The following is a 23,198-nucleotide window of genomic DNA, read 5'->3' on the forward strand; positions in this document are numbered from 1 at the left end:
GCACGGGCGCGTCTTCATGCCGGCCAGCCGTTTGTGGCCAATGACACAGGAGCATTCAGCATGAGTGTGACGTCGAAGGCGGCATTGCCGCTGTTGGTGGCTGCCAGCCTGCTCGCGGGCTGTGCCACGCACAGTGATGGCAGCGCGCCCCTCAACCAAAGGACCTGGCCCATCTGCAGCCTGCTGGGCGGCTTGGTCGGTGGTGGCCTTGGCGCCATCGAGAGTTCTTCCTGGGCTGCCGGTGGTGGTGCCTTGGGCGCCATCGCCGGGGGGCTGATTTGTTACGCCCAGGACGGTGACGAAGATGGTGACGGCATTTTCGACCGACGTGATCACTGCCCCGAGACCCCTGCCAACACGGCGGTCGACCACATGGGTTGCCCACTGAAACAGTACCCGGTCGCGCCACCTGCCAGTGCTCCCGAACCCTCGCCAGAGGTGATCACCCTCGATGACAACGGCGCGGTGATGTTCGCCTTCGACTCCGCCGAACTGACGCCGGCGGCCCAGCAACGCCTGCAAGGCCTGGTGGCGAAACTCAATTCACCGACGGTGGCCAAGGTCCGTGTGATCGGGCACACCGACAGTGTGGGCTCCGACAGCTACAACCAGGCACTTTCCGAACGCCGCGCCAGCAGCGTGGCCGAGTACTTGATTGGGCAGGGCCTGGAGATGGGCAAGGTCACTAGCCAGGGCCGCGGGGAAAGCGAGCCGGTTACCGACAACGAAACCGACGAGGGCCGCGCGCGCAACCGACGGGTGGAACTGCACCTCAACTGAGTGGTGTTGGCGCCTGCCTTGGCATTACCGTGAATGCTGTTCGCATGGTTTGCTCGATCAGGCTGCCTCGACATGAGAACAATCGATAGGGGCGGGGTATGAAGTTCATCCTGGGCCTGGGCAAGGTCCTGACGGTCGCTTTCTGGGGGGTGGTGTTGTTCAATCAGTTGATGCCACAACCCTTGCCCTTCAATCTGCTGATCAATGCTGCCGGCATCGTCTTGTTGGGCCTGCACCTGCTTGAAGTGCTGTTCTTCAATCGCAGCCTGCGCGGACGCAGTCACCGCTGGTTTGACCGTTTGCAAATACTGTTGACGGGTATCTTCCATGTGATGTCCATTCCCCGTGCGCGGAAGGCGCCGCGGGTGAACTGATCTTGCAGCGGCTCTGATTCTCACTGCGGCCCCTTGCTGGAGGGGGCTTGCCCGCGAACACCGGCAACGCCGGTGACATTCACCGTGGCGCCGGCTTCGCTACAGGTTGCGCGCAGAACCTGTCAGATCACCAGCCGCGAACTGGCCACCGCAACCACGGCCAGCCCCAGCAACAGATTGATACCCACCATCCGCCGAATGCGCCCCAGTACCGCCGCCCCCGTCGGCCAGTCCTCGGCCTGTACTGCTGCCTTCAATTCCGGCAGCAGCAACGCCTGAATGCGCATGAACAAGGCAAGCATGGCGATCCCGCCACCTATCATTACGTGCACGTAACGGGGCGCCGTTTCGAAACCGCTGAAGCGCATGTGCAACATGCCGATACCACTTATCGCCAAAATCGCCACCGCCAGCCAGACCCAGCCGAAGAAGCGTCGGAAAACTTCCACCCACAAGCGCAGGCGGGCAGGCCCTTCCAGGGCTGCAACCGTTGCCGGGCGCAGCACCAGCCAGGCGAAGAACATGCCGCCGACCCATACCAGGGCGGCCAGAACATGCAGTGTGTAGGGCAGGGCAAAGGCGAGCATTCGGATCTCCATGCGGCAGAAAGGGCAATAGCGGGGTATGATAGCCGCCCCATGCGAAACACTGAAAATATATCCAGCCCTCCGGGCGCCTGCAGACCATGATCAGCAACGAACTCAAAGCCACTATCCAGGGCGCCTATTCGCGTTTTCTCGAAGCCAAGAGCCTCAAGCCGCGCTATGGCCAACGCCTGATGATCGCCGAAGTGGCCAAAGTGCTTGGCGACATTGCTTGCGACGATGAAGGCCGCCGCGCTGGCGAGCCTGCCGTGGTGGCCGTGGAAGCGGGCACCGGTACCGGCAAGACGGTAGCCTACAGCCTGGCTGCCATCCCGGCGGCCAAGGCCGCCGGCAAACGCCTTGTGATCGCCACGGCTACCGTAGCCCTGCAAGAGCAGATCGTCTTCAAGGACCTGCCCGACCTGATGCGCAGCAGTGGCCTCAACTTCAGCTTCGCCCTGGCCAAGGGCCGTGGCCGCTATCTGTGCCTGTCCAAGCTCGACATCCTGTTGCAGGAAGGCCACGCCCAGTCAGCCACGGCTCAGTTGTTCGAGGAAGAAGGCTTCCGTATCGAAGTCGACGAGCGCAGCCAGAAGTTGTTCAACAGCATGATCGAGAAGCTTGCCGGCAACCGCTGGGACGGTGACCGTGACAGCTGGCCAGAGGCCCTGGAAGACCAGGACTGGGCACGGCTGACCACCGACCACAGCCAGTGCACCGGCCGCCACTGCCCCAACTTCCAGCAGTGCGTGTTCTACAAGGCTCGCGAAGGCATGGGCAAGGTCGATGTGATCGTCACCAACCACGACATGGTCCTGGCCGACCTGGCCCTGGGTGGCGGTGCGGTGTTACCCGACCCGCGCGATACCATGTACGTGTTCGACGAAGGCCATCATCTGCCAGACAAGGCCATCGGCCATTTCGCCCATTATTCGCGGCTGCGTTCCACCGCCGACTGGCTGGAACAGACCGCCAAGAACCTGACCAAATTGCTGGCCCAGCATCCGCTGCCCGGCGACCTGGGCAAGTACATCGAGCAGGTGCCGGAGCTGGCGCGAGAAGTACGCACCCAGCAGCAGTTCATGTTCACCCTTTGTGAACAGGTGGCCGACTTCCGTCCCAGCGAGGACACCGAAGGCCGTGAACGCCCGCGTTACCGTTTCGAGGGTGGGGTGGTGCCGGAGCAGATTCGCGAAGTGGGCATCGAACTGAAAAAGGGCTTTGCCCGCCTCAACGATCTGTTCACCCGCCTGGCTGACCTGCTCAAGGAAGGCATGGACGGTGAGGTCAACATCGGCATCGCCAGCCATCAGGCCGAAGAGTGGTATCCGCTGTTCGGCAGCCTGGTCACCCGTGCCCAGGGCAACTGGGAGCTGTGGACGGCCTTCACTGCCGAAGACCCGGAAGACAGCCCGCCCATGGCGCGCTGGCTGACCTTGGCCGAGAGTGGCGCGCTGTTCGACATCGAAGTCAACGCCAGCCCCATCCTCGCCGCAGAAATGCTGCGGCGCAGCCTGTGGAGCGTGGCGCACGGTGCGCTTGTGACTTCGGCGACATTGACAGCGCTGGGCAAGTTCGACCGTTTCCGCATGCGTTCGGGGTTGCCGCGCGATGCCGTCACTTGTGTGGTGCCCAGCCCGTTTGTGCATGGCGATGCCGGTCTTTTGCGGGTCCCCGACCTGAAGGCCGACCCCCGCGATGCTACGGCGCACACTGCAGCGATCATCCGCGAGCTGCCGAACATCGTCGAAGATGCCCGTGGCGCGCTGGTGTTGTTCTCGTCACGCAAACAGATGCAGGATGTGTTTGATGGTCTGGACCGTGACTGGCGCAAGCTAGTGCTCATCCAGGGCAACCTTTCAAAGCAGGAAACCCTGAACAAGCACAAGGCGAGGGTCGACGATGGCCAGCACAGCGTGCTGTTTGGCCTGGCCAGCTTTGCCGAAGGTGTCGACCTGCCGGGTGCGTATTGCGAGCACGTCGTCATCGCCAAGATTCCCTTTGCTGTGCCCGACGACCCGGTCGAAGCTGCGCTGGCCGAGTGGATCGAGGCACGTGGCGGTAACCCGTTCATGGAAATTGCCGTGCCCGACGCCTCGTTGAAGCTGATCCAGGCTTGCGGTCGCCTTCTGCGTACCGAGCAGGATCGCGGCGTTATCACCTTGCTTGACCGGCGCTTGGTCACGCAGCGTTACGGCAAGGCTATTCTCAATGCGCTACCGCCGTTCCGGCGGGAAATTTCCTGATCGCCGGAGCACTTGCTCCGGCGCATTGTCCATTACTCGTCTTGGGCCCGTCAGGGTCTTGAAGGAGAGCCCCCGCCTTATGATCCGCCGCACCCTGCCCGCTGTTTTCGCCTTGTTGTGCAGTTCGCCCTTGCTGGCCGAGCAGCAAACGCTGTTCAGCTTTGTGCGCCCGGCCTCGGTGGTCAATGTGGCGACCGTGGATGCCGGCATGCCGCAGTACAACGCGGAACAAACGGCCGAGGGCGAGGTGTTGCGGCGTGTGGTGTTCAACCCGGCGCAGCAGCCGACCCTTCGCCTGAGCCCGCAGGGCGGGGTGTGGGACTGGTCTGCGGGGCAGTTCCTGACCTTGCGCTTGCAAAGTGCCATGGATTGGGCATTGACCGTGGATGTTACGGTGCAAGGCAGCGATGGGCGCACCTTGACCAGCCGTATCGACCTGCCCGCTGGCCCCGCGCAAACCGTGATGGTGCCGTTGACGGCCCGCTCACCTCTGAGCCAGGGCATGCGCGCCGGCCCGCCGATGCCCTGGAACCATGGTGGTCAGCGCGTTCTGTTGACCAGCAGTGCCGGTGCAGTCGACCTCAAGCAGGTGACCTCGGTCAGCCTGAGCATCCCCAGCCCCAAGGTTGCGCAGAGCCTGTTGATCGAGCGTGTCGGTATTCAGGATGACGACCAGGCGTACAGGGCGGCCTATCACGAGCTGATTGATGCCTATGGCCAGTCGACTCGCGGGACCTGGCCCGAGAAGGTATCCAGTGACGAGCAGCTCAAGGCGGCCAATACCCGTGAACAGCAACAGCTCAAGGGCTGGTTGGCGGAGCGCAGCAAGCAGCAGTTGGACGCTTACGGCGGCCTGGTGGGTGGGCCGGCCTTTGCAGCCAAGGGCTTCTTTCGTACTGAAAAGCGTGATGGCCGCTGGTATCTGGTAACGCCGGATGGGCACCCGTTCTATTCGCTGGGGGTGAACGCCGTGGCGGCAGACGGCGGGCGTACGTATGTCGCCGGGCGCGAAGGCATGTTCAAGGCCCTGCCCGCCGAGGGCGATGCACTGGCCGCGTTCTATGGCGAAAGCAACAACGACGATGGCAATGCCTCGTCGCAAGGGCGCAATTTCAAGCAGGGGCGTTGGTTCGACTTCTACGCCGCCAACCTGCAGCGTGCCTACGGCAAACCCTGCCCGCCTGCGGTGGAGGGCCAGCCAGCGGACTGCGCACCGCCGGCGCTGGATGCCGACCGCTGGCAGGCGCACGCGCTTGACCGCCTTCAGGCCTGGGGGTTCAACACCGTTGGCAACTGGAGTGAGCCGGCTCTTGGCCAAGCCAGACGCATGCCGTATACCTTGCCGCTGTCGATCGAGGGCGACTACGCCAGCATCAGCACTGGCATGGACTGGTGGGGGCGCATGCCCGACCCGTTCGACCCGCGGTTTGCCATGGCCACCGAGCGTGCCGTGGCCATTGCCGCTCGCGATCACCGTGATGACCCTTGGTTGATCGGCTACTTTGCGGACAACGAGCTGGCCTGGGCTGCCCCCGGAAGCGACCCCAAGGCCCGCTATGGCCTGGCTTACGGTACCTTGCGCCTGACCACCGACGTGCCAGCCAAGCGCGCGTTCCTCAAGCAGTTGCGCGACAAGTATCGCAACCAGGAGGGGCTGTCCAAGGCCTGGGGCATCGAACTGACCGCCTGGGAACTCATGGAAGATCCTGGCTTCGAGGCGCCGTTGCCTAACCCGGAGCACCCGGAAATCGAGCGTGACTATCAGCACTTCCAGCGGGTATTTGCCGAGACCTACTTCAAGACCATTTCCGATTCGTTGAAGTGGCATGCGCCCAATCACATGCTCCTGGGTGGCCGTTATGCGGTCAGCACACCGGAGGCGGTCGAGGCCTGCGCCGAGTTCTGCGATGTGCTGAGCTTCAACTTCTATACTCTCAAGCCACAGGACGGCTACGACTTTGCCCGCCTGGCGGAACTGGACAAGCCGGTGCTGGTGTCCGAGTTCCAGTTCGGCTCGCGTGATCGCGGGCCGTTCTGGCCGGGGCCATTGGAGCTGGCGCGGGAAGAGGATCGCGGCCCGGCCTACGCAAACTTCCTCAAGGCGGCCATGGCGCAGCCGATGATCGTTGGCGCGCACTGGTTCCAGTACCTCGACCAACCGGCCAGCGGTCGCCTGCTTGATGGTGAGAACGGTCACCTCGGGCTGGTGGCGATTACCGATATGCCATATCCAGGGTTTGTCGATGCCGTGCGCAAAAGCAATCAGCACACCATGAACCAGCTGCGTGCCGAACTGGAAAAGCCGGCCCCCTGAGATCAGGTTGATGCAGTCAACTTAGGTAAGAAGGGCCTTGTGTCACGACCACTTGGCCCTAGCCAGTTTGCAAAACACCCAACTACTGAAACAATGCACACCTTTTTGGATATGGTCGTACGGAGAGCAGCGGGTGCAGATCCAGGGTCACTATGAGCTGAAGTTCGAAGCAGTGCGCGAAGCCTTTGCCGCGCTGTTCGATGATCCCCAGGAGCGTGGCGCCGCGCTGTGCATCCAGGTGGGTGGCGAAACCGTCGTTGACCTGTGGGCCGGCAGTGCCGACAAGGACGGCCAGCAGGCCTGGCACAGCGATACCATCGCCAACCTGTTCTCCTGCACCAAGACCTTCGCGGCCGTTACCGCCCTGCAGCTAGTCGGCGAGGGCAAGCTGGCCCTCGATGCCCCGGTGGCCAACTACTGGCCCGAGTTTGCCCAGGCGGGTAAGCAGTCGATAACCTTGCGCCAGCTGCTCAGCCACCGTGCCGGCTTGCCGGCCATTCGTGAGCTGCTGCCGGCCGAAGCCTTGTATGACTGGCAGGTCATGGTCGATGCCCTGGCTGCCGAGGCACCGTGGTGGACGCCAGGCACAGAACACGGCTATGCCGCCATCACCTATGGCTGGCTGATCGGCGAACTGATTCGCCGTGCCGACGGCCGTGGCCCTGGCGACTCGATCGTGGCCCGCACCGCCCGTCCGTTGGGGCTGGATTTCCATGTTGGCCTGGCTGACGAAGAGTTTCACCGCGTCGCGCATATCGCCCGTGGCAAAGGCAATGCTGGAGATGCCGCAGCGCAACGCTTGCTGCAGGTGACCATGCGCGAGCCTGAGGCCCTGTCGACCCGGGCCTTTACCAACCCGCCCGCGATACTGACCAGCACCAACAAACCGGAATGGCGGCGCATGCAGCAGCCAGCTGCCAATGGCCATGGCAACGCACGCAGCCTGGCGGGGTTCTATGCCGGGCTGCTGGACGGCAGCCTGCTTGAATCCGAACTGCTCGATGAGCTGACCCGCGAGCATAGCCTCGGCCAGGACCGTACCTTGCTCACCCAGACCCGTTTCGGCCTGGGCTGCATGCTCGACCAGCCCGATGTGGCGAATGCCACATTTGGCCTCGGCGCCCGCGCCTTTGGTCACCCCGGTGCCGGTGGTTCGGTTGGTTTTGCCGACCCGGAGCATGATGTGGCCTTCGGTTTTGTGGTCAATACCCTCGGCCCTTACGTGCTGATGGATCCACGGGCCCAGAAACTGGTACGCGTTCTTGCCAGTTGCCTTTGATCGGGTAATGCGGGTATTGCCACACCCCTTTGACTATCCTCAATGCCAACGCCTGAAGTTCGTAGGCAAAATATCTTTCTATTTCATGGTGTATCGCTGATGTCTTCACATAAAACCTTAGCACTCGCCCTGTGCCTGACCGCCGTTACCGGCTGCGCCAGCAACTCCCCGGACGGCTCCAAGGGAGGTGGTTCCAGCTGGTGGCCTTTCGGTTCGGACAAGGTTGCCGAGCAGCAAGTGAAGTCAGCCGTCACTGAAAAGGTGGCCAAAGCCGATGCCAAATCCGAAAGCGCCAGCCGCTGGTGGTGGCCGTTTGGTGGTGAGGACAAGCAAGCCAAGGGACCGGTGGTGCCGAAGATTGACCAGAAGGCCACCCAGGCCTGGCTGGACGAATACGAGCCCAAGCTGCGTGAAGCGATCAAGGACAACAAGCTGGAGCTGGAGCGTCGCGACAATGTGCTGGCGGTAACCCTGCCGGTGGACAGCTCGTACAATCCTGATCGCCCGAACATGCTGCTGCCCATGTCCCTGGGCCCGATCACCCGCGTCGCCAAGACTGTCGAAGGCGACCCCAAAACTGCCGTGCTGGTACTGGGCCATGCCGACAGCAGCGGCGCCGCCGTTGTCAACCAGAAGCTCAGCCTGGAGCGCGCCGCGTCGGTATCGGCCATCTTCCGCCTCAGTGGCCTGCAGCGTGACCGCCTGACCCTCAAGGGCATGGGCTCGGTGATGCCGCGCGCTGCCAACGACAGCGCCGAGGGGCGCGCCCTGAACCGCCGGGTGGAAATGTTGCTGACCCCACAGAACACCATGGTCGCACTCTTGGCCAAATACCAGCAGGCCACCCCGGCACCCGCCCCAGCCTCGATGGTGGCAGTGCAGGATGCCAAGGCGCCAGCCGCCAAGGCCGCTGGCAGCAAGCCGGCTGCCAAAACTGCGGCGAAGAAACCTGTAGCCAAGGCCAAGACACCTGCGAAGACTGCAGCCAAGAAGAAAGCTGCACCGGCCAAGTCAGCAGCCAAAAAAGCTACTATTGACAAGAAAGTAGCTGCCAACAGCCCTGCGAAGACCAACTGATCGTCAAGGAACCGCAGTAATGACCCAATCCCTGGCCGATATGCGCCGCGACTACACCCGTGATGGCCTGACCGAAGCCCAGGCACCTGGGGAGCCGTTCGCCCTGTTCCAACAGTGGTTCGCCGATGCGGTGAAAACCGAGCAGGTACCGGTGGAAGCCAACGCCATGACCTTGGCCACGGTGGACGGCGAAGGTCGCCCGCATTGCCGTGTATTGCTGTTGAAGGGGCTCGACGAGCAGGGGTTCACCTTCTTCACCAACTATGACAGCGCCAAGGGCCAGCAACTGCAAGCCAACCCCTTTGCTGCAATGACCTTCTTCTGGCCAGCGCTGGAGCGGCAGGTACGCATCGAAGGCCGTGTGCAGAAGGTTACGGCACAGGAGTCGGATGCCTACTACCAGGTACGCCCGCTGGGCAGCCGCCTGGGGGCCTGGGCCTCGCCACAGAGCCGCGTGATTGCCGGGCGTGAGGAGCTGGAGGGCCTGGTAAAGGCCACCGAAGCGCGATTCTCCGACACCCAGCCGCATTGCCCTGAGCATTGGGGGGGATACCGTTTGTTGCCCGAGCGCATCGAGTTCTGGCAGGGGCGCGCAAGCCGCCTGCATGACCGGTTGAACTATCGGCTGGTGGATGGGCAGTGGCTGAGAGAGCGGCTGGCGCCCTGAGTAACTGGGGCCGCCAAGCGGCCCCAGCCATCGATCAAGCTACCCCGGATATCCCGCCGCCTCGCGCTCCAACCACTCCGCCAGTTGCTTACGCCCCACTTTCTCCTGCCGCGCCTGCGCCAACCTTTCCAGCATGAACGCGCGCTTTTCAGGATCAGCCCCTGCCAGCGACAATGCCAGGTCACGGTCCATCCAGCGGCGCATGCGCACATATAGCCACCAGTGGAAATACAGTCCCGTAACGGTGGTGACCACGACGATGAAGTAATCCATGGCTATTCTTGGTCTCACTTGAAAGGCCTTCGACACAGCCCGGCAGGCTGTACCCCGGCTGAATGAAAACAATTTTATTACGTTTGTACCGTGACAGCCGTCAATGTGCAGCGTCTAATGAGCACCTGACTTATGGAGACTTTACCCATGCGTAAATCCGCTTTGCTGGTGGCGACGTTTACCACCATGTCGCTGCTGCTGGGGGGCTGTGCCTCGAGCCTGACCGGTGACAGCTACTCCCGTGACGAAGCCCGCCGCGTGCAAACCGTGCGTATGGGCACCATCGAATCCCTGCGTCCGGTCAAGATCGAGGGCACCAAGACCCCGATTGGCGGCGGTGCTGGTGCCATCGTGGGTGGCGTAGCCGGCAGCGCCGTTGGTGGTGGTCGTGGCAGCATCGTGGCCGCCGTGATCGGTGCCGTAGCCGGTGGCTTGGCGGGTTCCGCAGCAGAAGAAGGCCTGACCCGTACCCAAGGCGTCGAAATTACCGTTCGTGAAGATGATGGCAGCATGCGCGCCTATGTGCAGGCCGTGCAGGAGAACGAAATCTTCCGTGTTGGCGACCGCGTGCGCATCATGACTGTGGACGGTACCAGCCGCGTTTCGCACTGACCGTAGCGCAGTAAAACAAAACCCCGACATGGCTGCTGCCAGTCGGGGTTTTTTCATGCTTCAGCCAAGTCAGGCAACGCTGGTTTTGCGGCTGGCCATTGCGGTGACGGCGTAGCCGATCACTGCGGCAAAGAACGAACCAGTAAGAATGCCCATGCGGTCCATGCCGGCGTACTCGCTGCTACCCGGGGCGAAGGCGAGCGAGCCTACGAACAGGCTCATGGTGAAGCCAATGCCGCAGAGTATCGCTACCCCCAATATTTGCCCCCAACTAGCACCTGCCGGCAGTGCGGCCAGGCGTAGCTTGACCGCCACCCAGGTCAGGCCGAAAACCCCTACGGTTTTGCCTAGCAACAGGCCGACCGTGATGCCCATCGGCACCGGGTGAGTGAAGCTGTCTAAGGTCATGCCTGTCAGAGAAACGCCGGCATTGGCGAAGGCGAAAAGTGGCAGGATGGCATAGGCCACCCAAGGGTGCAGGGCGTGTTCCAGCGCCAGCAGAGGCGACGATTCAGCATTGCGTGTACGCAGCGGAATGCACAAGGCCAGTGCGACACCGGCCAAGGTGGCATGCACGCCACTCTTGAGCACGCAGACCCACAGGATCAGGCCAACGATCATGTAGGGGCCGAGCTTGACCACGCCAAGCCGGTTCATCGCCACCAGCACCACCAGGCAGGCTGCAGCCAGCAGCAGCGACACACTCGACAGGGTGCCGGAGTAGAACAGGGCGATGACAATGATCGCACCCAGGTCGTCGATGATCGCCAGGGTCATCAGGAACAACTTCAGTGACACGGGGATGCGTTTGCCGAGCAGGGCCAGGACACCGAGGGCGAAGGCGATGTCGGTGGCGGTAGGGATTGCCCAGCCGGCCACGGCTGCAGGGTTGTCATGGTTGATGAACCAGTAGATCAGCGCTGGCACCACCATGCCGCCCACGGCAGCGGTGGCAGGCAGGATTACTTGTGAGGGCTTGGACAGGTGTCCGTCGACCACCTCGCGTTTGACCTCCAGGCCGATGAGCAGGAAGAACAGGGCCATCAGGCCGTCGTTGATCCACAGCAGCAATGGCTTGGCGATGTTAAGCGCGCCGACCTGAACGGCGACGGGTACGTCGAGCAAGCCGTTGTACAGGTAGGACAGCGGCGAGTTGTTGATGATCAGGGCCAGAACGGCGGCAGCGATCAGCAGCAGGCCGCTGGCAGCTTCGAGCTGGAAGAAACGGGTAAACAGGCTACGCACGGGCTGTAGGCTCTCCATGAGCAGTTTACGAAGGGTACGGGCGTACACCCTAGTCTGTGATGATGTTCCTTAAAACAAAAAACATATTCGTTTTTGTTATATGTTGTTGCTGGCAGGCCTAGGGCAAGCCTAGATGGATTTGGGGAAGGGTGGGGGAGGGGAAGTCTGGAGTAGGTGCTGGAATAGACTGATGCCGGACCGGGCCCTTTCGCGGGTAAACCCGCTCCTACAGGGGACCATTGTTCCGTGTAGGAGCGGGTTTACCCGCGAAGAGGCCCTGTCAGTCGATAAAGAGTCAGAGGCCGAGCATATCCCGCGCCACCGCCTCGGCGATACGAATACCATCCACACCGGCTGACAGGATCCCGCCCGCATACCCAGCCCCTTCACCCGCCGGGAACAGCCCCTTGAGGTTCAGGCTCTGGTAATCCTCACCCCGGGTAATCCGCAGTGGCGACGAGGTACGCGTCTCGATTCCGGTCAACACCGCATCATGCAGGTTATAGCCCTTGATCTGCCGGTCGAACGCCGGCAGTGCCTCACGGATCGCCTCGATGGCGAAGTCCGGCAGGCTCGGTGCCAGGTCTCCCAAGGTCACACCTGGCTTGTAGGACGGCTCGACACTGCCCAGTGCGGTGGAGGGCCGGCCGGCGACAAAGTCACCCACCAGTTGCGCCGGTGCCTGGTAGTTGCTGCCGCCCATTACATAGGCGTGCGCTTCCAGGCGCTCCTGCAGTTCGATACCGGCCAACGGGCCACCCGGGTAGTCGCGCTCGGGGTCGATGCCGACGACGATGCCGGAGTTGGCATTGCGCTCGTTACGCGAATACTGGCTCATGCCGTTGGTGACGACTCGGCCTGGCTCGCTGGTGGCCGCGACCACGGTGCCACCCGGACACATGCAGAAGCTGTACACCGAGCGGCCATTTTTGGCGTGATACACCAGCTTGTAATCGGCAGCACCCAGTTTCGGGTGGCCGGCGTACTTGCCCAGGCGTGCCTTGTCGATCAGCGTTTGTGGGTGCTCGATACGGAAGCCCACCGAGAACGGCTTGGCTTCCATGTAGACACCTTTGGCATGCAACATGCGGAAGGTGTCGCGGGCGCTGTGGCCCAGGGCCAATACCACATGGCGAGAGTGCAGCTGTTCGCCGCTCTCAAGCACGACACCTGTCAGTTGGCCATCTTCGATCAACAGGTCGGTGACCTTTTCCTGGAAGCGCACTTCGGCTCCCAGGGCGATCATGTCCTGGCGCATCTGTTCGACCATGCCGGTGAGGCGGAAGGTGCCGATGTGCGGCTTGTTGATGTACAGGATTTCGTCCGGCGCACCGGCCTTGACGAATTCTTCCAGCACTTTACGGCCGTGGTGTTGCGGGTCCTTGATCTGGCTGTAGAGCTTGCCGTCGGAGAAGGTGCCGGCGCCGCCTTCACCGAACTGCACGTTGGACTCAGGGTTGAGTACGCTTTTACGCCACAGACCCCAGGTGTCCTTGGTGCGCTGGCGAACCTCCTTGCCGCGTTCGAGGATGATCGGCTTGAAGCCCATCTGTGCCAGCAACAGGCCGGCAAAGATGCCGCACGGGCCGAAACCGACCACGATCGGGCGCTCCTGCAGGCCTGCCGGGGCCTGGCCGACGAACTTGTAGGTGACATCTGGCGCAGGGCCGATGTTGCGATCATCAGCGAACTTGCTGAGCAGCTCGGCCTCGTTGCTGGCTTCCAGGTCGATGGTGTAGATGAACAGCAGTTCGCTGTTCTTCTTGCGCGCATCGTAGCTGCGCTTGAACAGGTTGAAGCTGAGCAGTTGCTCGTCGCGGATGCCCAGGCGCTGGACGATGGCTTCGCGCAACGCTTCGTCAGGATGGTCCAGGGGCAGCTTCAGTTCGGTGATTCGTAGCATGGCAGGGTCCAGTATCCCGGCCATGGGCGGCCGGCGGCTTTACACAAACCGCCAAGTATAAGCTGTTCGCTGCCCCTACTGGCAGGATAAAAACGCCCGGTGATCAGTTGTCGCGTGCGCCGCCGTAGTAAGCACAGCCCTGCAAGGTCTTGCCGTCGATGCGCAGTTCGGCGCGCAGGTGGTGGATGGCGCCAGTGGCGATATCTGCACAGCGCTGCGGAGCGACCCACAGTTCCACGTGCTGGCCGTTGGCTTCGCTGGTCAGGGTCAAGCCACCACCGGGTACTTCTTCTTCCAGGAACGGCAAGGGCAGGGGGGGCTGGCCGATTCGCTCGATGACCATGCCCTTGCCGCTGGCTTTGATGTCCCAGTCCGGTTCATGACCGTTGGCGCGCAGGGTCAGCTGCTTGAAGTTGGGGTCGTCGCAAGCGCGGGTGGAGGGTTCCAGGCGGTACAGGCGGCTGACCTCCAGCTGGCCGTCGTTGTCGGCCTGCTTGGCGCCAGTGAGGCGACCGCGCACGTCGGCGAACAACTTGGCGTTGGCGTCCTTGGCCAGGTTGGCGGCCTCCGGCAGGATGCCGGTGCCGGCGACGTCATTGATCACGAAGCGGCGTGCTTCGCTGCAGGGCTTGAACAACAGGCGGCCGCCATTGGCGCTCAGTTCGCCCTGCATGCGCGTGGTGCCGATGTTCGGGTCACGGGGCTGCTCGGCCAGTAACTGGCAGCCAGCGAACAGGGGCAGCAGGGCACTGAGCAGCAGGGTAGGGGTGAGGCGCATGGGGCGGGCTCCGGGAATCTTTGCCAAAGAGCTGGCCACGATACACGTCCTGCAGGCAGAAAAAAGGGCCCGAAGGCCCTTTTTCATTCAACCCCCCAGGTACGCGTCGCGTACTTTCGGGTCGGTCAACAGTGCTTCCCCCGTACCCTGCATCACCACCCGACCATTCTCCAGCACATAAGCCCGGTCAGCGATCTTCAGCGCCTGGTTGGCGTTCTGCTCCACCAGGAACACCGTCACGCCATCGCGGCGCAGCTGTTCGATGATGTCGAAGATCTGCTGGATGATGATCGGCGCCAGGCCCAGCGAAGGCTCGTCGAGCAGCAGCAGCTTGGGCTTGCTCATCAGCGCCCGGCCGATGGCGAGCATTTGCTGCTCGCCGCCGGACATGGTGCCGCCACGCTGCATGTAGCGCTCCTTCAGGCGCGGGAACAGTTGCAACACCTTGTCCAGTTGCTCCTGGTAGTCGCCCTTGTCGGTGAAGAAACCACCCATTGCCAGGTTTTCCTCGACGGTCAGGCGGGCAAACACGCGGCGGCCTTCCGGCACAACGGCGATGCTTTTGCGCATGATGTGCGAGGACGGCTGGCCGACCAGTTCTTCACCCAGGTACTTGATGCTGCCACTGTGCGCCTGCGGCGAGCCGCACAGGGTCATGAGCAAGGTCGACTTGCCGGCACCGTTGGCGCCGATCAGGGTGACGATTTCGCCCTGGTTGATCTCCACGTTGACGCTGTGCAGCGCCTGGATCTTGCCATAGAAGGTGGAAACGTTTTCAAACTTCAGCATTTACGCTTCCCCCAGGTAGGCTTTGATCACATCAGGGTTATCGCGGATCTCTTCCGGCGTACCGTGGGCCAGGGGGGTGCCCTGGTTGATGACCACGATATGGTCAGAGATGCTCATCACCAGCTTCATGTCGTGCTCGATCAGCAGCACGGTGACGCTGTGCGACTCACGCAGGTAGGCGATCAGGGCCTTGAGGTCTTCGGTTTCTTTCGGGTTAAGGCCTGCGGCAGGTTCGTCCAGCATGATGATGCGTGGCTGGGTCATCATGCAGCGGGCAATTTCCAGTCGACGCTGCTGGCCGTAGGCAAGGGTGCCGGCGGTGCGGTTGGCGAACTCGGTAAGGTTGACCTTCTCCAGCCAGTACTGCGCACGCTCCAGGGCTTCCTTCTCGCTGCGGCGGAAACCCGGGGTCTTGAACAGGCCGGCGAAGAAGTTGGTGTTGAGGTGGCGGTGCTGGGCGATAAGCAGGTTTTCCAGCGCGGTCATTTCCTTGAACAGGCGCACGTTCTGGAAGGTTCGCACCACGCCCTTGCGGGCAATCTGGTGGCCGGCCAGGCCCTGGATCGGCTGGCCATCGAGCAGGATGGTGCCGCCGCTGGGCTTGTAAAAGCCGGTCAGGCAGTTGAACACGGTGGTCTTGCCGGCGCCGTTCGGGCCGATCAGCGCCACTACCTGTTTCTCCTTGACGGTCAGGCCCACGCCGTTGACCGCCAACAAGCCGCCAAAGCGCATGCTCAGGCCGCTGACTTGCAGAATTTCGCGGCTCATCGGGGCAGCTCCATCTGTGGACGTTGCATAGGCAGCAGGCCTTGCGGACGCCAGATCATCATCAACACCATCAACGCACCGAACATCAGCATCCGGTATTCGCTGAACTCACGCATCAGCTCTGGCAGCAGGATCATCACGATGGCCGCGAGAATCACGCCCAGTTGTGAGCCCATGCCGCCAAGCACGACGATGGCGAGGATGATCGCCGACTCGATGAAGGTGAACGACTCCGGCGTCACCAGGCCTTGGCGCGCGGCGAAGAAGCTGCCGGCGAAACCGGCGAAGCAGGCGCCCAAGGTGAATGCTGAGAGCTTGATCACGGTCGGGTTCAGGCCTAGTGCACGGCAGGCGATCTCATCTTCACGCAGTGCTTCCCAGGCACGACCGATCGGCATGCGCAGCAGGCGGTTGATCACGAACAACGCCAGCAGGGCCAGCAGCAGAGCCACCAGGTACAGGAAGATGACCTTGTTGATCGAGTTGTATGGCAGCCCGAAGTACTCGTGGAAAGTCTGCATGCCCTCGGCTGCACGGCGTTCGAAGGTCAGGCCGAAGAGTTCCGGTTTGGGGATGTTGCTGATGCCGTTGGGGCCGCCGGTCCAGTCGGTGAGGTTACGCAGGAACAGGCGGATGATCTCGCCGAAGCCGAGTGTCACGATCGCCAGGTAGTCACCGCGCAGGCGCAGCACCGGGAAGCCTAGCAGGAAGCCGAATGTGGCAGCCATCAGGCCGGCAATCGGCAGGCACACCCAGAAGCTCCAGCCCAGATAATGCGAGAGCATCGCGTAGCTGTAGGCCCCGACGGCATAGAAGCCCACGTAGCCGAGGTCGAGCAGGCCCGCCAGGCCGACCACGATGTTCAGGCCCAGGCCCAGCAACACGTAGATCAGGATCAGCGTGGCGATGTCGACTGCACCGCGAGAGCCGAAGAATGGCCATACCAGCGCCATCACGATCAACCCGATGATGACATAGCGCTGGGTTTTGGGCAGGGTGAGGTAGTTACTGACTGCCGGGGGGATCAGCTTGCGATCCGAACGGCGGCCCATCACCGAACTCCACTGCTTGTCGAACAACACGCGCAGGAACATCAGCACCGAACACACGGCGATGATGCTGATGGTGAACGAGCCCTGGCTGTGCACGACCAGGCTGATGCCGTCGATGCTCAGTTTCAGGCCCAGCACCGGGAAGGCCACGGCCCAGACCAGCAAGGCGCTGAAGAACGCCTGTTTGAGATTTCTGTTCATACTTTTTCAACCTCCGGGCGGCCCAGGATGCCGGTCGGCCGGAATAGCAGGACAAGAACCAACAAGCCGAATGCCACTACGTCCTTGTACTGGTCGCCGAAGATGTCGGCGCCAAACGCTTCGGCTACACCCAGCACCAGCCCACCGAGCATGGCGCCCGGAATACTGCCGATGCCCCCCAGCACCGCTGCGGTGAAGGCTTTCAGACCCACCAGGAAACCGGCGTTGGGGTTGATCACCCCGTACTGCATGCTCAGCAGCACGGCCGCCACGGCAGCCAGGGCGGCCCCGATGACGAAGGTGAGGGCGATGATGTTGTTGGTGTTGATGCCCAGCAGGTTGGCCATCTTGATGTCCTCTGCACAGGCACGGCAGGCGCGGCCCAGGCGGGAACGAGAGATGAACAGGGTGAGCAGTGTCATGGCCACCAGGGTGACGACGAACACCAGGATCTGCATGTAGCTGATCAGTACTTCTTCAGCACCGCCTGGTCCGAAGGAGAAACTCCCGGGGATCAGGTTGGGGATGGATTTATCCTTGGAGTCCTGCGAGAGCAAGACCGTGTTCTGCAGGAAAATCGACATGCCGATGGCGGAAATCAGCGGGATCAGACGGTTGCTGTTGCGCAGGGGGCGGTAGGCAACCCGTTCGATGCTGTAGCCATAGGCACTGGTGACGAAGATCGTCGCGACGAAGGCGACGGTCATCAGGATCGGCAGCGAATGGATACCCATCATGGCCAGGCCCGCCAGGGCGATGAAGGCCACGTAGGAACCGATCATGTACACCTCGCCGTGGGCGAAGTTGATCATGCCAATGATGCCGTACACCATCGTGTAGCCGATGGCGATCAAGGCATAGGTGCTGCCGATGGTCAATCCATTAACCAGTTGTTGGAAGAAATGGTAGATCTCAGGCATTACAGCGCTCCTAAAAACCTGATTTGCATTTCACTGGCAGGGGTACGGCCAGGAAACCGCGGGTGACGGTTTTAAGATTTTCAGGTGAGCCCGCCCCCGGATCGCGGGGAGGGGCCCATGAACCTCATAAAACGAAGCCCACTGCTCGCACAGTGGGCTCGTAGGTCAGCTATTAGTCACGCAGTTACTGAGGGGAGACTTCGGTCTTCGGCTTGCCGAAGTGCCATTCGTAGACCACGAACTTGAAGTCTTTCAGGTCGCCTTTATCGTCGAACGACAGGTCACCGGTCGGGGTCTTGAAGGTGCCTTCGTGGATGGCTTTGGCCACCTTGTCGGTATCTTCGGAACCGGCTTTCTTGATGCCTTGAGCGATCAGCTCGACAGCCGAGTAGGCGGGGAATACGAACGGGCCACTTGGGTCCTTGCCGTCAGCCTTGATGGCGTCGACGATCTTCTTGTTCTCCGGGTCAGCGTCGAACGACTTCGGCAGGGTGACCAGCAGGCCTTCGGAAGCGCCCTGGGCGATCTGCGAAATGGAGTCGTTACCCACACCTTCCGGACCCATGAACTTGGCTTTCAGGCCTTTCTCTTGAGCCTGGCGCAGGATCAGACCCAGCTCTGGGTGGTAGCCGCCGTAGTAGACGAAGTCGACATTGTTCTGCTTGAGCTTCTGGATGATCGAGGAGAAGTCCTTGTCACCGGCATTCAGGCCTTCGAAGACGGCCACTTTGGTGCCTTTCTTCTCAAGGGTTTGCTTGACTGCGGTGGCGATGCCTTCACCGTACTGCTGCTTGTCGTGCAGAACGGCAACGACCTTCGGTTTGACGTGGTCGGCGATGTAGTTGCCGGCAGCCGGGCCCTGGGCGCTATCCAGACCGATAGTGCGGAAGATCAGCTGGTAGCCACGGGCGGTGATTTCCGGGCTGGTGGCGGCGGGGGTGATCATGATCACGCCTTCGTCCTCGTAGATGTCGGACGCTGGCTGGGTGGAGCTGGAGCACAGGTGGCCGACCACGAACTTGACGCCGTCGTTGACCACTTTGTTGGCGACTGCCACGGCCTGTTTAGGGTCGCAGGCGTCGTCGTATTCCTTGGCTTCGAGCATCTTGCCATCTACGCCGCCCGCGGCGTTGATATCCTTGATGGCTTGCTTGGCGCCGATGAACTGCATGTCGCCATACTGGGTGACAGGGCCGGTCTTGGGACCTGCAATCCCGATCTTGATGGTATCGGCGGCAAACGAATGGCTGGCTACCCCGGCCAGAACCATTGCGGCGAACAGCTTGGAAATCTTGATCATAGTGCTCCACTCATTCTGTTGTAATTCTTATAGTCCTGGCGGCCAGGGCTACAGACCGGGCGGGATTTGCGGCGTGGCCATGCCAACGCGCTAGCCCACCTTCCCCCGGAACATGTCCCGGAACTGTACCGGTACAGTGTAGAGCGCTGTTCGAGCGCTTGAAAAGCGGTCGAAAAGTGCGTCTTTCCTGCGTTGTCGCTTGATCGACAGAAAGATACAGAAAGGCGCCATCAAACTGCCTGCATCTGCGGCCCCGTCCCACAACTTCGGGGCCAATCGACCAAATTACATATTTGAAACCGGGTTTTTCTGCAAAAATGCCGGCCTTTTTATTGACCGATTTTTTGCGGATACCACCCATGACTGATCAAACAAGCACCCTCTATGCCAAATTGCTTGGCGAGACGGCAATCATCGAGTGGAAAGCGTTGGAGCGTTTTTGGGCCAAGGGTGACCTGATTTGGGTCGACCCCAGCCTTGACCTGATCGCCGTTGCCGAGGCGATGGCCGAGAATCGCAGCGAGATCTTCGCCAAGTGGCGTAGTGATGGCACTGTTGGGCCGGTGTCGGCCGAGCAGGCATTGGACCTGCAAAGCCGCGACCCAGAGATCTGGGCGGTGGTGGTTTCACCGTTCATCGTGATTCAGGTGAAGTGCCAGGAAGAGGCGTGATCTTTTTTGGTGCGCAAAAGTACGCATCAGCTCCGTTTTGGTGCTTGAAAGTAATCAAGGCGGGTAGAGGGAAGTAACAATTCGGCGTGGCGGTAACAGTTTACGGGATGCGTAATGTGGCCGCCGTTCTGTCAGGCGCCAACGGGATCCTAGCCAGCCTGGGGAAATGTTCGAATCAGTCAGGAGTTTATCAATGAGCACTGCACTACCTTCGCTTGGATTCGCCGGCATCGGCCTGATGGGCCTGCCCATGTGCCGCCGCCTGCTGGCAGCGGGTTATCCGCTCACGGTTTGGAACCGCAGCCCGGACAAGTGCGCCGCCCTGGTCGCTGCTGGCGCGCGCCTGGCCGGCAGCCCGGCCGAATTGTGCCGTGACAGCGACATGGTTCTACTCTGCCTGGCCGACACGGCGGTGGTGCGTGAAGTGGTGTTCGGCGAGCAAGGCATTGCCCAAGGCGGGCGCAGGGGCCAGTTGCTGATCGATTTCTCCAGCCTGGAACCCACCGCCACCCGTGAAATGGCTGCCGAACTGGCAGCACTGTGCGGCATGGCCTGGCTGGATGCACCGGTATCTGGCGGTACCCCCGGTGCCGAGGCGGGCACGCTGGCGATCATGGTTGGCGGTGAAGCGGCCGACTTGCAGCGTGCACGCCCGGTACTGCAGGTGCTTGGTCAGCGCGTGACACATATGGGGGCAGTAGGCGCTGGCCAGGTGACCAAGGCTTGCAACCAGATGATCGTAGCGTGCAATGCCCTGGTAATTGCAGAAGTGGTGGCACTGGCCGAACAGTCGGGCGTGGACGCGACGCTGATCGCTGAAGCGCTGGCCGGTGGTTTTGCCGATTCCAAGCCATTGCAGATTCTTGCGCCGCAAATGGCAGAGAGCCGCTTCGAGCCAATCAAGTGGCACGTACGCACGCTGCTCAAGGACCTTGATGGCGCAGTCAAGTTTTCCCGCGAGCAAGGCTCGGCAACGCCACTCAGTGGCCTTGCCGCGCAACTGATGCGGCTGCACGGTAGCCAGGGTTACCTGCAAAAAGATCCGGCGACCCTGGTAGAGCTGTATCGCAACAAGGTGTAATCCGGCGGCTCTGGTGCTGCGACCGCTCTAGCAGTGGCCGCAACTCGGTCAGCGGAACGGGGCGCCCCAACAGGTAGCCCTGCAGGTAGTCGCAGCCATGGCTTTCCAGGAAAGCCTGCTGTTCGGCGGTTTCCACGCCCTCGCTGACTACCTGCAGGTGCAGGGTATGCGCCATGGCGATGATTGCCTGGACAATTTCGCGGTCTTTCTGGCTGCCCGGTACATCCTGCAGGAAGGTGCGGTCGATCTTCAGCACATCCAGCGGCAGGCGCTTGAGGTAGGCCAGTGACGAGTAGCCGGTACCAAAATCGTCGATCGAAAGTGCCACCCCCAAGGCCCGGACGCGTTTGAGCAGGCTGACCGTGCGCTGGATATCGCCCACCAGGGCGTTCTCGGTCACTTCCAGCTCCAAGTGGTGCGGCGCAAGGCCGGCGTGGAACAGCGCCTTTTCAACTTCGTTGGGCAGTTCATCGTGGCTGAGGGTGACTGCCGAGCAATTGACCGTGACCTTGACCTTGCCATGGCCGTGGCGCTGCAAGAGTGCCAGGTCGACACAGGCGTGGCGCAGCACCCACAGGTCCAGGTCGATGATCAGGCCGTTGGCTTCGGCAATGCCGACAAAGCGGTCGGGCCCTAGCAGGCCGTGTTGAGGATGCTGCCAGCGTACCAGCGCTTCCAGTTTGGCCACTTGCCCACTACGCAGGTCGAAGATCGGCTGGTAGTGCACACACAGCCCGCGTTCTTCGAGCAGGGCCAGGCGCAGCTCTTCTTCCAGTTGCAAGGCGATCGACGCGCGGGCCTTCAGGCTGTCATTGAAGAAATTCAGGCTGTTGCGGCCGTTGTCCTTGGATTGGTAGAGGGCCAGGTCGGCATGCTTGAGCAGCTCTTCGGCTGTGCCGCCATCGTCCGGGAAGATGCTTATACCAATGCTGGTGGTCATGACCATGTGCCGCCCGCCAAGGTCGATGGGTTCTTTCATCCGTTGCATGATGCGCTGGGCCAGGTGTCGGGCTTCGTCGCGGCTGTTCAGGCTGGTGACCACACAGAACTCGTCGCCACCAAAGCGTGCAACCAGGTCGTGGCTGCGGGTAGCAGCCTTGATGTGGTTGGCGATCACCTTGAGCAGTTCGTCACCGGCGTCGTGGCCGAGGCTGTCGTTGATGCGCTTGAAATGGTCGATATCGAGGAACATCACGGCCAGGCGGTTTGCGCTGGCCTGATGTTCGACCAGGCAATCGGCGAATACCTGGTTGAACCCACGGCGGTTGAGCAGGTTGGTCAGGGCATCGTAGTTCGCCGCCTGCTGCAGCGAAGCGCGGGCCTGGTCCAGTTGGCTGAGCAGTACGCTGACCCGGCGCAGGTCGTGCTCCTTGCTTTGCAACTTTTTGTCGGCCAGTGCGGCGCTGATGCTGGCGCCACTGATCAGCAGGGTGATGAAGCCAATGCCCAGTCCCAGCTGCAGGCTGTTGTCGCCAGACGGCAGGCGCAGTGCGGTATCGGCAGGGATAACCAGGGTCATGGCCGACATCGCGGTGAAATGAGTGGCGACGATGCCGCCGGCCATCACCAGGCTGGCGCCGTATTTCATGGTCTGGTAAAGGGTGCCGCTGCCATTGCGCAAGTAGCTGGCCAGGTACAGCGCGGTCAGGGCGGTAAGCAGGGCAATGGCGGCAGAGGCAAGTAGCAAGCCGGTCTGGTAGTACTGGCGGGCCCCCGTTTCCATCGCAGCCATGCCGACAAAATGCATGAGGATGATGCCCAGCCCGATCAGCGCTGCGCTTGGCACAAAGTGGGGCGCACGCATCTTGCTTCGTTCCAGGCTGTGCATGGCCAGCCAGGCCACGCCCAGTGCGATGAGTAGCGAAAGAATGGTCAGGGATGGGTCGTAGTGCACTTCTACCGGAGCCCGAAAGGCCAGCATGCTGATGAAGTGCATGGCCCATATGCCGCCTGCCAGGCAGCAGGCTCCAAGCATGTTCCATTGCCGGTGGGCGGTGGGGTCGTCGCTGTGGGACTGGCGTTCGGCCATGCCGAGGGTGGCGAAACAGGCCGCGCAAGCAACGAAATAGGCGAGCAGAACCAGGAGCGGTTCATGACGGCAGTCTATGACGATACGCCCGGTTGCGGGAAGATCGGCGAACAGTTGTAGCCCCAGCCATTCCATGGAATGCCTCTTGGTCGAGTCTTCACTCGTCTGCGCTACAACCCGTGCAGACTGCCCAGAGGCAGTATAGGAAGGACTATTTAAGCCTTCCTGACTAATGGCACAATGATTTCTACGATT

The 23,198-nt window shown here is 61.7% G+C and carries 21 protein-coding genes; 10 read left to right on the top strand and 11 right to left on the bottom strand.

Going from position 1 to position 23,198, the window contains the following annotated elements:
- The first annotated feature begins 60 nt into the window (after positions 1 to 60).
- On the top strand, positions 61 to 780 hold the full coding sequence (locus QCL51_RS05405) for an OmpA family protein (RefSeq protein ID WP_084850148.1): 720 nt from the start codon (positions 61 to 63) through the stop codon (positions 778 to 780).
- A gap of 98 nt (positions 781 to 878) precedes the next feature.
- Positions 879 to 1,154, top strand: a complete 276-nt coding sequence (locus QCL51_RS05410) for a DUF1145 domain-containing protein (RefSeq protein WP_084850149.1) — start codon at positions 879 to 881, stop codon at positions 1,152 to 1,154.
- A 122-nt stretch (positions 1,155 to 1,276) separates the two neighbouring features.
- Here QCL51_RS05410 and QCL51_RS05415 read toward each other — a convergent pair whose 3' ends face one another.
- A complete protein-coding gene (locus QCL51_RS05415) occupies positions 1,277 to 1,741 on the bottom strand; it encodes a CopD family protein (RefSeq protein ID WP_021785832.1) in 465 nt (154 codons plus the stop codon).
- Positions 1,742 to 1,839: 98 nt separating this feature from the next.
- On the opposite strand from QCL51_RS05415, the gene dinG reads away from it, so the two are divergent.
- The 5 genes from dinG (at position 1,840) to pdxH (ending at position 9,321) form a co-directional block, all read left to right on the top strand.
- Positions 1,840 to 3,984, top strand: coding sequence for an ATP-dependent DNA helicase DinG (dinG, locus tag QCL51_RS05420; protein ID WP_084850150.1), 2,145 nt, complete (start codon positions 1,840 to 1,842; stop codon positions 3,982 to 3,984).
- A gap of 79 nt (positions 3,985 to 4,063) precedes the next feature.
- On the top strand, positions 4,064 to 6,298 hold the full coding sequence (locus QCL51_RS05425) for a beta-galactosidase (protein ID WP_103470087.1): 2,235 nt from the start codon (positions 4,064 to 4,066) through the stop codon (positions 6,296 to 6,298).
- Positions 6,299 to 6,431: 133 nt separating this feature from the next.
- Positions 6,432 to 7,577 carry an EstA family serine hydrolase gene (locus QCL51_RS05430; protein WP_021785835.1) on the top strand — a complete coding sequence of 382 codons (1,146 nt, stop codon included), beginning with the start codon at positions 6,432 to 6,434 and terminating at the stop codon, positions 7,575 to 7,577.
- 99 nt (positions 7,578 to 7,676) lie between these two features.
- Complete coding sequence (locus tag QCL51_RS05435) at positions 7,677 to 8,654, top strand: OmpA family protein (protein ID WP_338444630.1); 978 nt, start codon at positions 7,677 to 7,679, stop codon at positions 8,652 to 8,654.
- A 19-nt stretch (positions 8,655 to 8,673) separates the two neighbouring features.
- Positions 8,674 to 9,321 carry a pyridoxamine 5'-phosphate oxidase gene (gene pdxH / locus QCL51_RS05440; protein ID WP_021785837.1) on the top strand — a complete coding sequence of 216 codons (648 nt, stop codon included), beginning with the start codon at positions 8,674 to 8,676 and terminating at the stop codon, positions 9,319 to 9,321.
- A gap of 39 nt (positions 9,322 to 9,360) precedes the next feature.
- On the opposite strand, the gene QCL51_RS05445 is transcribed toward pdxH, so the two are convergent.
- Positions 9,361 to 9,594, bottom strand: coding sequence for a hypothetical protein (locus QCL51_RS05445; protein ID WP_021785838.1), 234 nt, complete (start codon positions 9,592 to 9,594; stop codon positions 9,361 to 9,363).
- 147 nt (positions 9,595 to 9,741) lie between these two features.
- Between QCL51_RS05445 and QCL51_RS05450 the strand changes: the two genes are divergently transcribed.
- A complete protein-coding gene (locus QCL51_RS05450) occupies positions 9,742 to 10,206 on the top strand; it encodes a glycine zipper 2TM domain-containing protein (protein WP_009684613.1) in 465 nt (154 codons plus the stop codon).
- 69 nt (positions 10,207 to 10,275) lie between these two features.
- On the opposite strand, the gene nhaA is transcribed toward QCL51_RS05450, so the two are convergent.
- The 8 genes from nhaA to QCL51_RS05490 form a co-directional block, all read right to left on the bottom strand.
- The gene (gene nhaA / locus QCL51_RS05455; RefSeq protein ID WP_338444631.1) at positions 10,276 to 11,469 is read right to left on the bottom strand and encodes a Na+/H+ antiporter NhaA; all 1,194 of its coding nucleotides are present in this window, start codon (positions 11,467 to 11,469) and stop codon (positions 10,276 to 10,278) included.
- Between the two features lie 277 nt (positions 11,470 to 11,746).
- Positions 11,747 to 13,354 carry an NAD(P)/FAD-dependent oxidoreductase gene (locus QCL51_RS05460; protein WP_019750617.1) on the bottom strand — a complete coding sequence of 536 codons (1,608 nt, stop codon included), beginning with the start codon at positions 13,352 to 13,354 and terminating at the stop codon, positions 11,747 to 11,749.
- 103 nt (positions 13,355 to 13,457) lie between these two features.
- Positions 13,458 to 14,132 (bottom strand): hypothetical protein, encoded by a 675-nt coding sequence (locus tag QCL51_RS05465; RefSeq protein ID WP_084850151.1) that lies wholly within the window; start codon positions 14,130 to 14,132, stop codon positions 13,458 to 13,460.
- Positions 14,133 to 14,219: 87 nt separating this feature from the next.
- A complete protein-coding gene (locus QCL51_RS05470) occupies positions 14,220 to 14,921 on the bottom strand; it encodes an ABC transporter ATP-binding protein (RefSeq protein WP_021785841.1) in 702 nt (233 codons plus the stop codon).
- Complete coding sequence (gene livG / locus QCL51_RS05475; RefSeq protein ID WP_021785842.1) at positions 14,922 to 15,689, bottom strand: high-affinity branched-chain amino acid ABC transporter ATP-binding protein LivG; 768 nt, start codon at positions 15,687 to 15,689, stop codon at positions 14,922 to 14,924.
- Complete coding sequence (locus tag QCL51_RS05480) at positions 15,686 to 16,942, bottom strand: high-affinity branched-chain amino acid ABC transporter permease LivM (protein WP_021785843.1); 1,257 nt, start codon at positions 16,940 to 16,942, stop codon at positions 15,686 to 15,688. The genes livG and QCL51_RS05480 overlap by 4 nt, the downstream gene beginning before the upstream one ends.
- Positions 16,939 to 17,862, bottom strand: a complete 924-nt coding sequence (livH, locus tag QCL51_RS05485) for a high-affinity branched-chain amino acid ABC transporter permease LivH (protein ID WP_008097482.1) — start codon at positions 17,860 to 17,862, stop codon at positions 16,939 to 16,941. The genes QCL51_RS05480 and livH overlap by 4 nt, the downstream gene beginning before the upstream one ends.
- Before the next feature lie 184 nt (positions 17,863 to 18,046).
- Positions 18,047 to 19,162: a branched-chain amino acid ABC transporter substrate-binding protein gene (locus QCL51_RS05490; RefSeq protein ID WP_021785844.1), complete on the bottom strand. Its 1,116-nt coding sequence runs from the start codon at positions 19,160 to 19,162 to the stop codon at positions 18,047 to 18,049.
- Between the two features lie 359 nt (positions 19,163 to 19,521).
- Between QCL51_RS05490 and QCL51_RS05495 the strand changes: the two genes are divergently transcribed.
- Both QCL51_RS05495 and QCL51_RS05500 read left to right on the top strand, forming a co-directional pair.
- Positions 19,522 to 19,833 (top strand): DUF2288 domain-containing protein, encoded by a 312-nt coding sequence (locus tag QCL51_RS05495; protein ID WP_021785845.1) that lies wholly within the window; start codon positions 19,522 to 19,524, stop codon positions 19,831 to 19,833.
- A 193-nt stretch (positions 19,834 to 20,026) separates the two neighbouring features.
- Positions 20,027 to 20,914, top strand: a complete 888-nt coding sequence (locus tag QCL51_RS05500) for an NAD(P)-dependent oxidoreductase (RefSeq protein WP_338444632.1) — start codon at positions 20,027 to 20,029, stop codon at positions 20,912 to 20,914.
- On the opposite strand, the gene QCL51_RS05505 is transcribed toward QCL51_RS05500, so the two are convergent.
- Positions 20,814 to 23,078, bottom strand: a complete 2,265-nt coding sequence (locus QCL51_RS05505; protein ID WP_338444633.1) for an EAL domain-containing protein — start codon at positions 23,076 to 23,078, stop codon at positions 20,814 to 20,816. The genes QCL51_RS05500 and QCL51_RS05505 overlap by 101 nt on opposite strands.
- Positions 23,079 to 23,198 lie beyond the last annotated feature (120 nt).

It is taken from the genome of Pseudomonas sp. LTR0, assembly GCF_036630035.1.
Classification (GTDB): domain Bacteria; phylum Pseudomonadota; class Gammaproteobacteria; order Pseudomonadales; family Pseudomonadaceae; genus Aquipseudomonas; species Aquipseudomonas putida_Y.

Coding starts and splice junctions, on each gene's coding strand:
- QCL51_RS05435 (WP_338444630.1), top strand. CDS start 7,677: ATGTCTTCACATAAAACCTTAGCACTCGCCCTGTGCCTGACCGCCGTT.
- nhaA (WP_338444631.1), bottom strand. CDS start 11,469: ATGGAGAGCCTACAGCCCGTGCGTAGCCTGTTTACCCGTTTCTTCCAG.
- QCL51_RS05470 (WP_021785841.1), bottom strand. CDS start 14,921: ATGCTGAAGTTTGAAAACGTTTCCACCTTCTATGGCAAGATCCAGGCG.
- QCL51_RS05505 (WP_338444633.1), bottom strand. CDS start 23,078: ATGGAATGGCTGGGGCTACAACTGTTCGCCGATCTTCCCGCAACCGGG.
- QCL51_RS05405 (WP_084850148.1), top strand. CDS start 61: ATGAGTGTGACGTCGAAGGCGGCATTGCCGCTGTTGGTGGCTGCCAGC.
- QCL51_RS05460 (WP_019750617.1), bottom strand. CDS start 13,354: ATGCTACGAATCACCGAACTGAAGCTGCCCCTGGACCATCCTGACGAA.
- QCL51_RS05480 (WP_021785843.1), bottom strand. CDS start 16,942: ATGAACAGAAATCTCAAACAGGCGTTCTTCAGCGCCTTGCTGGTCTGG.
- livH (WP_008097482.1), bottom strand. CDS start 17,862: ATGCCTGAGATCTACCATTTCTTCCAACAACTGGTTAATGGATTGACC.
- QCL51_RS05445 (WP_021785838.1), bottom strand. CDS start 9,594: ATGGATTACTTCATCGTCGTGGTCACCACCGTTACGGGACTGTATTTC.
- livG (WP_021785842.1), bottom strand. CDS start 15,689: ATGAGCCGCGAAATTCTGCAAGTCAGCGGCCTGAGCATGCGCTTTGGC.
- QCL51_RS05410 (WP_084850149.1), top strand. CDS start 879: ATGAAGTTCATCCTGGGCCTGGGCAAGGTCCTGACGGTCGCTTTCTGG.
- QCL51_RS05490 (WP_021785844.1), bottom strand. CDS start 19,162: ATGATCAAGATTTCCAAGCTGTTCGCCGCAATGGTTCTGGCCGGGGTA.
- dinG (WP_084850150.1), top strand. CDS start 1,840: ATGATCAGCAACGAACTCAAAGCCACTATCCAGGGCGCCTATTCGCGT.
- QCL51_RS05450 (WP_009684613.1), top strand. CDS start 9,742: ATGCGTAAATCCGCTTTGCTGGTGGCGACGTTTACCACCATGTCGCTG.
- QCL51_RS05495 (WP_021785845.1), top strand. CDS start 19,522: ATGACTGATCAAACAAGCACCCTCTATGCCAAATTGCTTGGCGAGACG.
- QCL51_RS05465 (WP_084850151.1), bottom strand. CDS start 14,132: ATGCGCCTCACCCCTACCCTGCTGCTCAGTGCCCTGCTGCCCCTGTTC.
- pdxH (WP_021785837.1), top strand. CDS start 8,674: ATGACCCAATCCCTGGCCGATATGCGCCGCGACTACACCCGTGATGGC.
- QCL51_RS05500 (WP_338444632.1), top strand. CDS start 20,027: ATGAGCACTGCACTACCTTCGCTTGGATTCGCCGGCATCGGCCTGATG.
- QCL51_RS05415 (WP_021785832.1), bottom strand. CDS start 1,741: ATGCTCGCCTTTGCCCTGCCCTACACACTGCATGTTCTGGCCGCCCTG.
- QCL51_RS05425 (WP_103470087.1), top strand. CDS start 4,064: ATGATCCGCCGCACCCTGCCCGCTGTTTTCGCCTTGTTGTGCAGTTCG.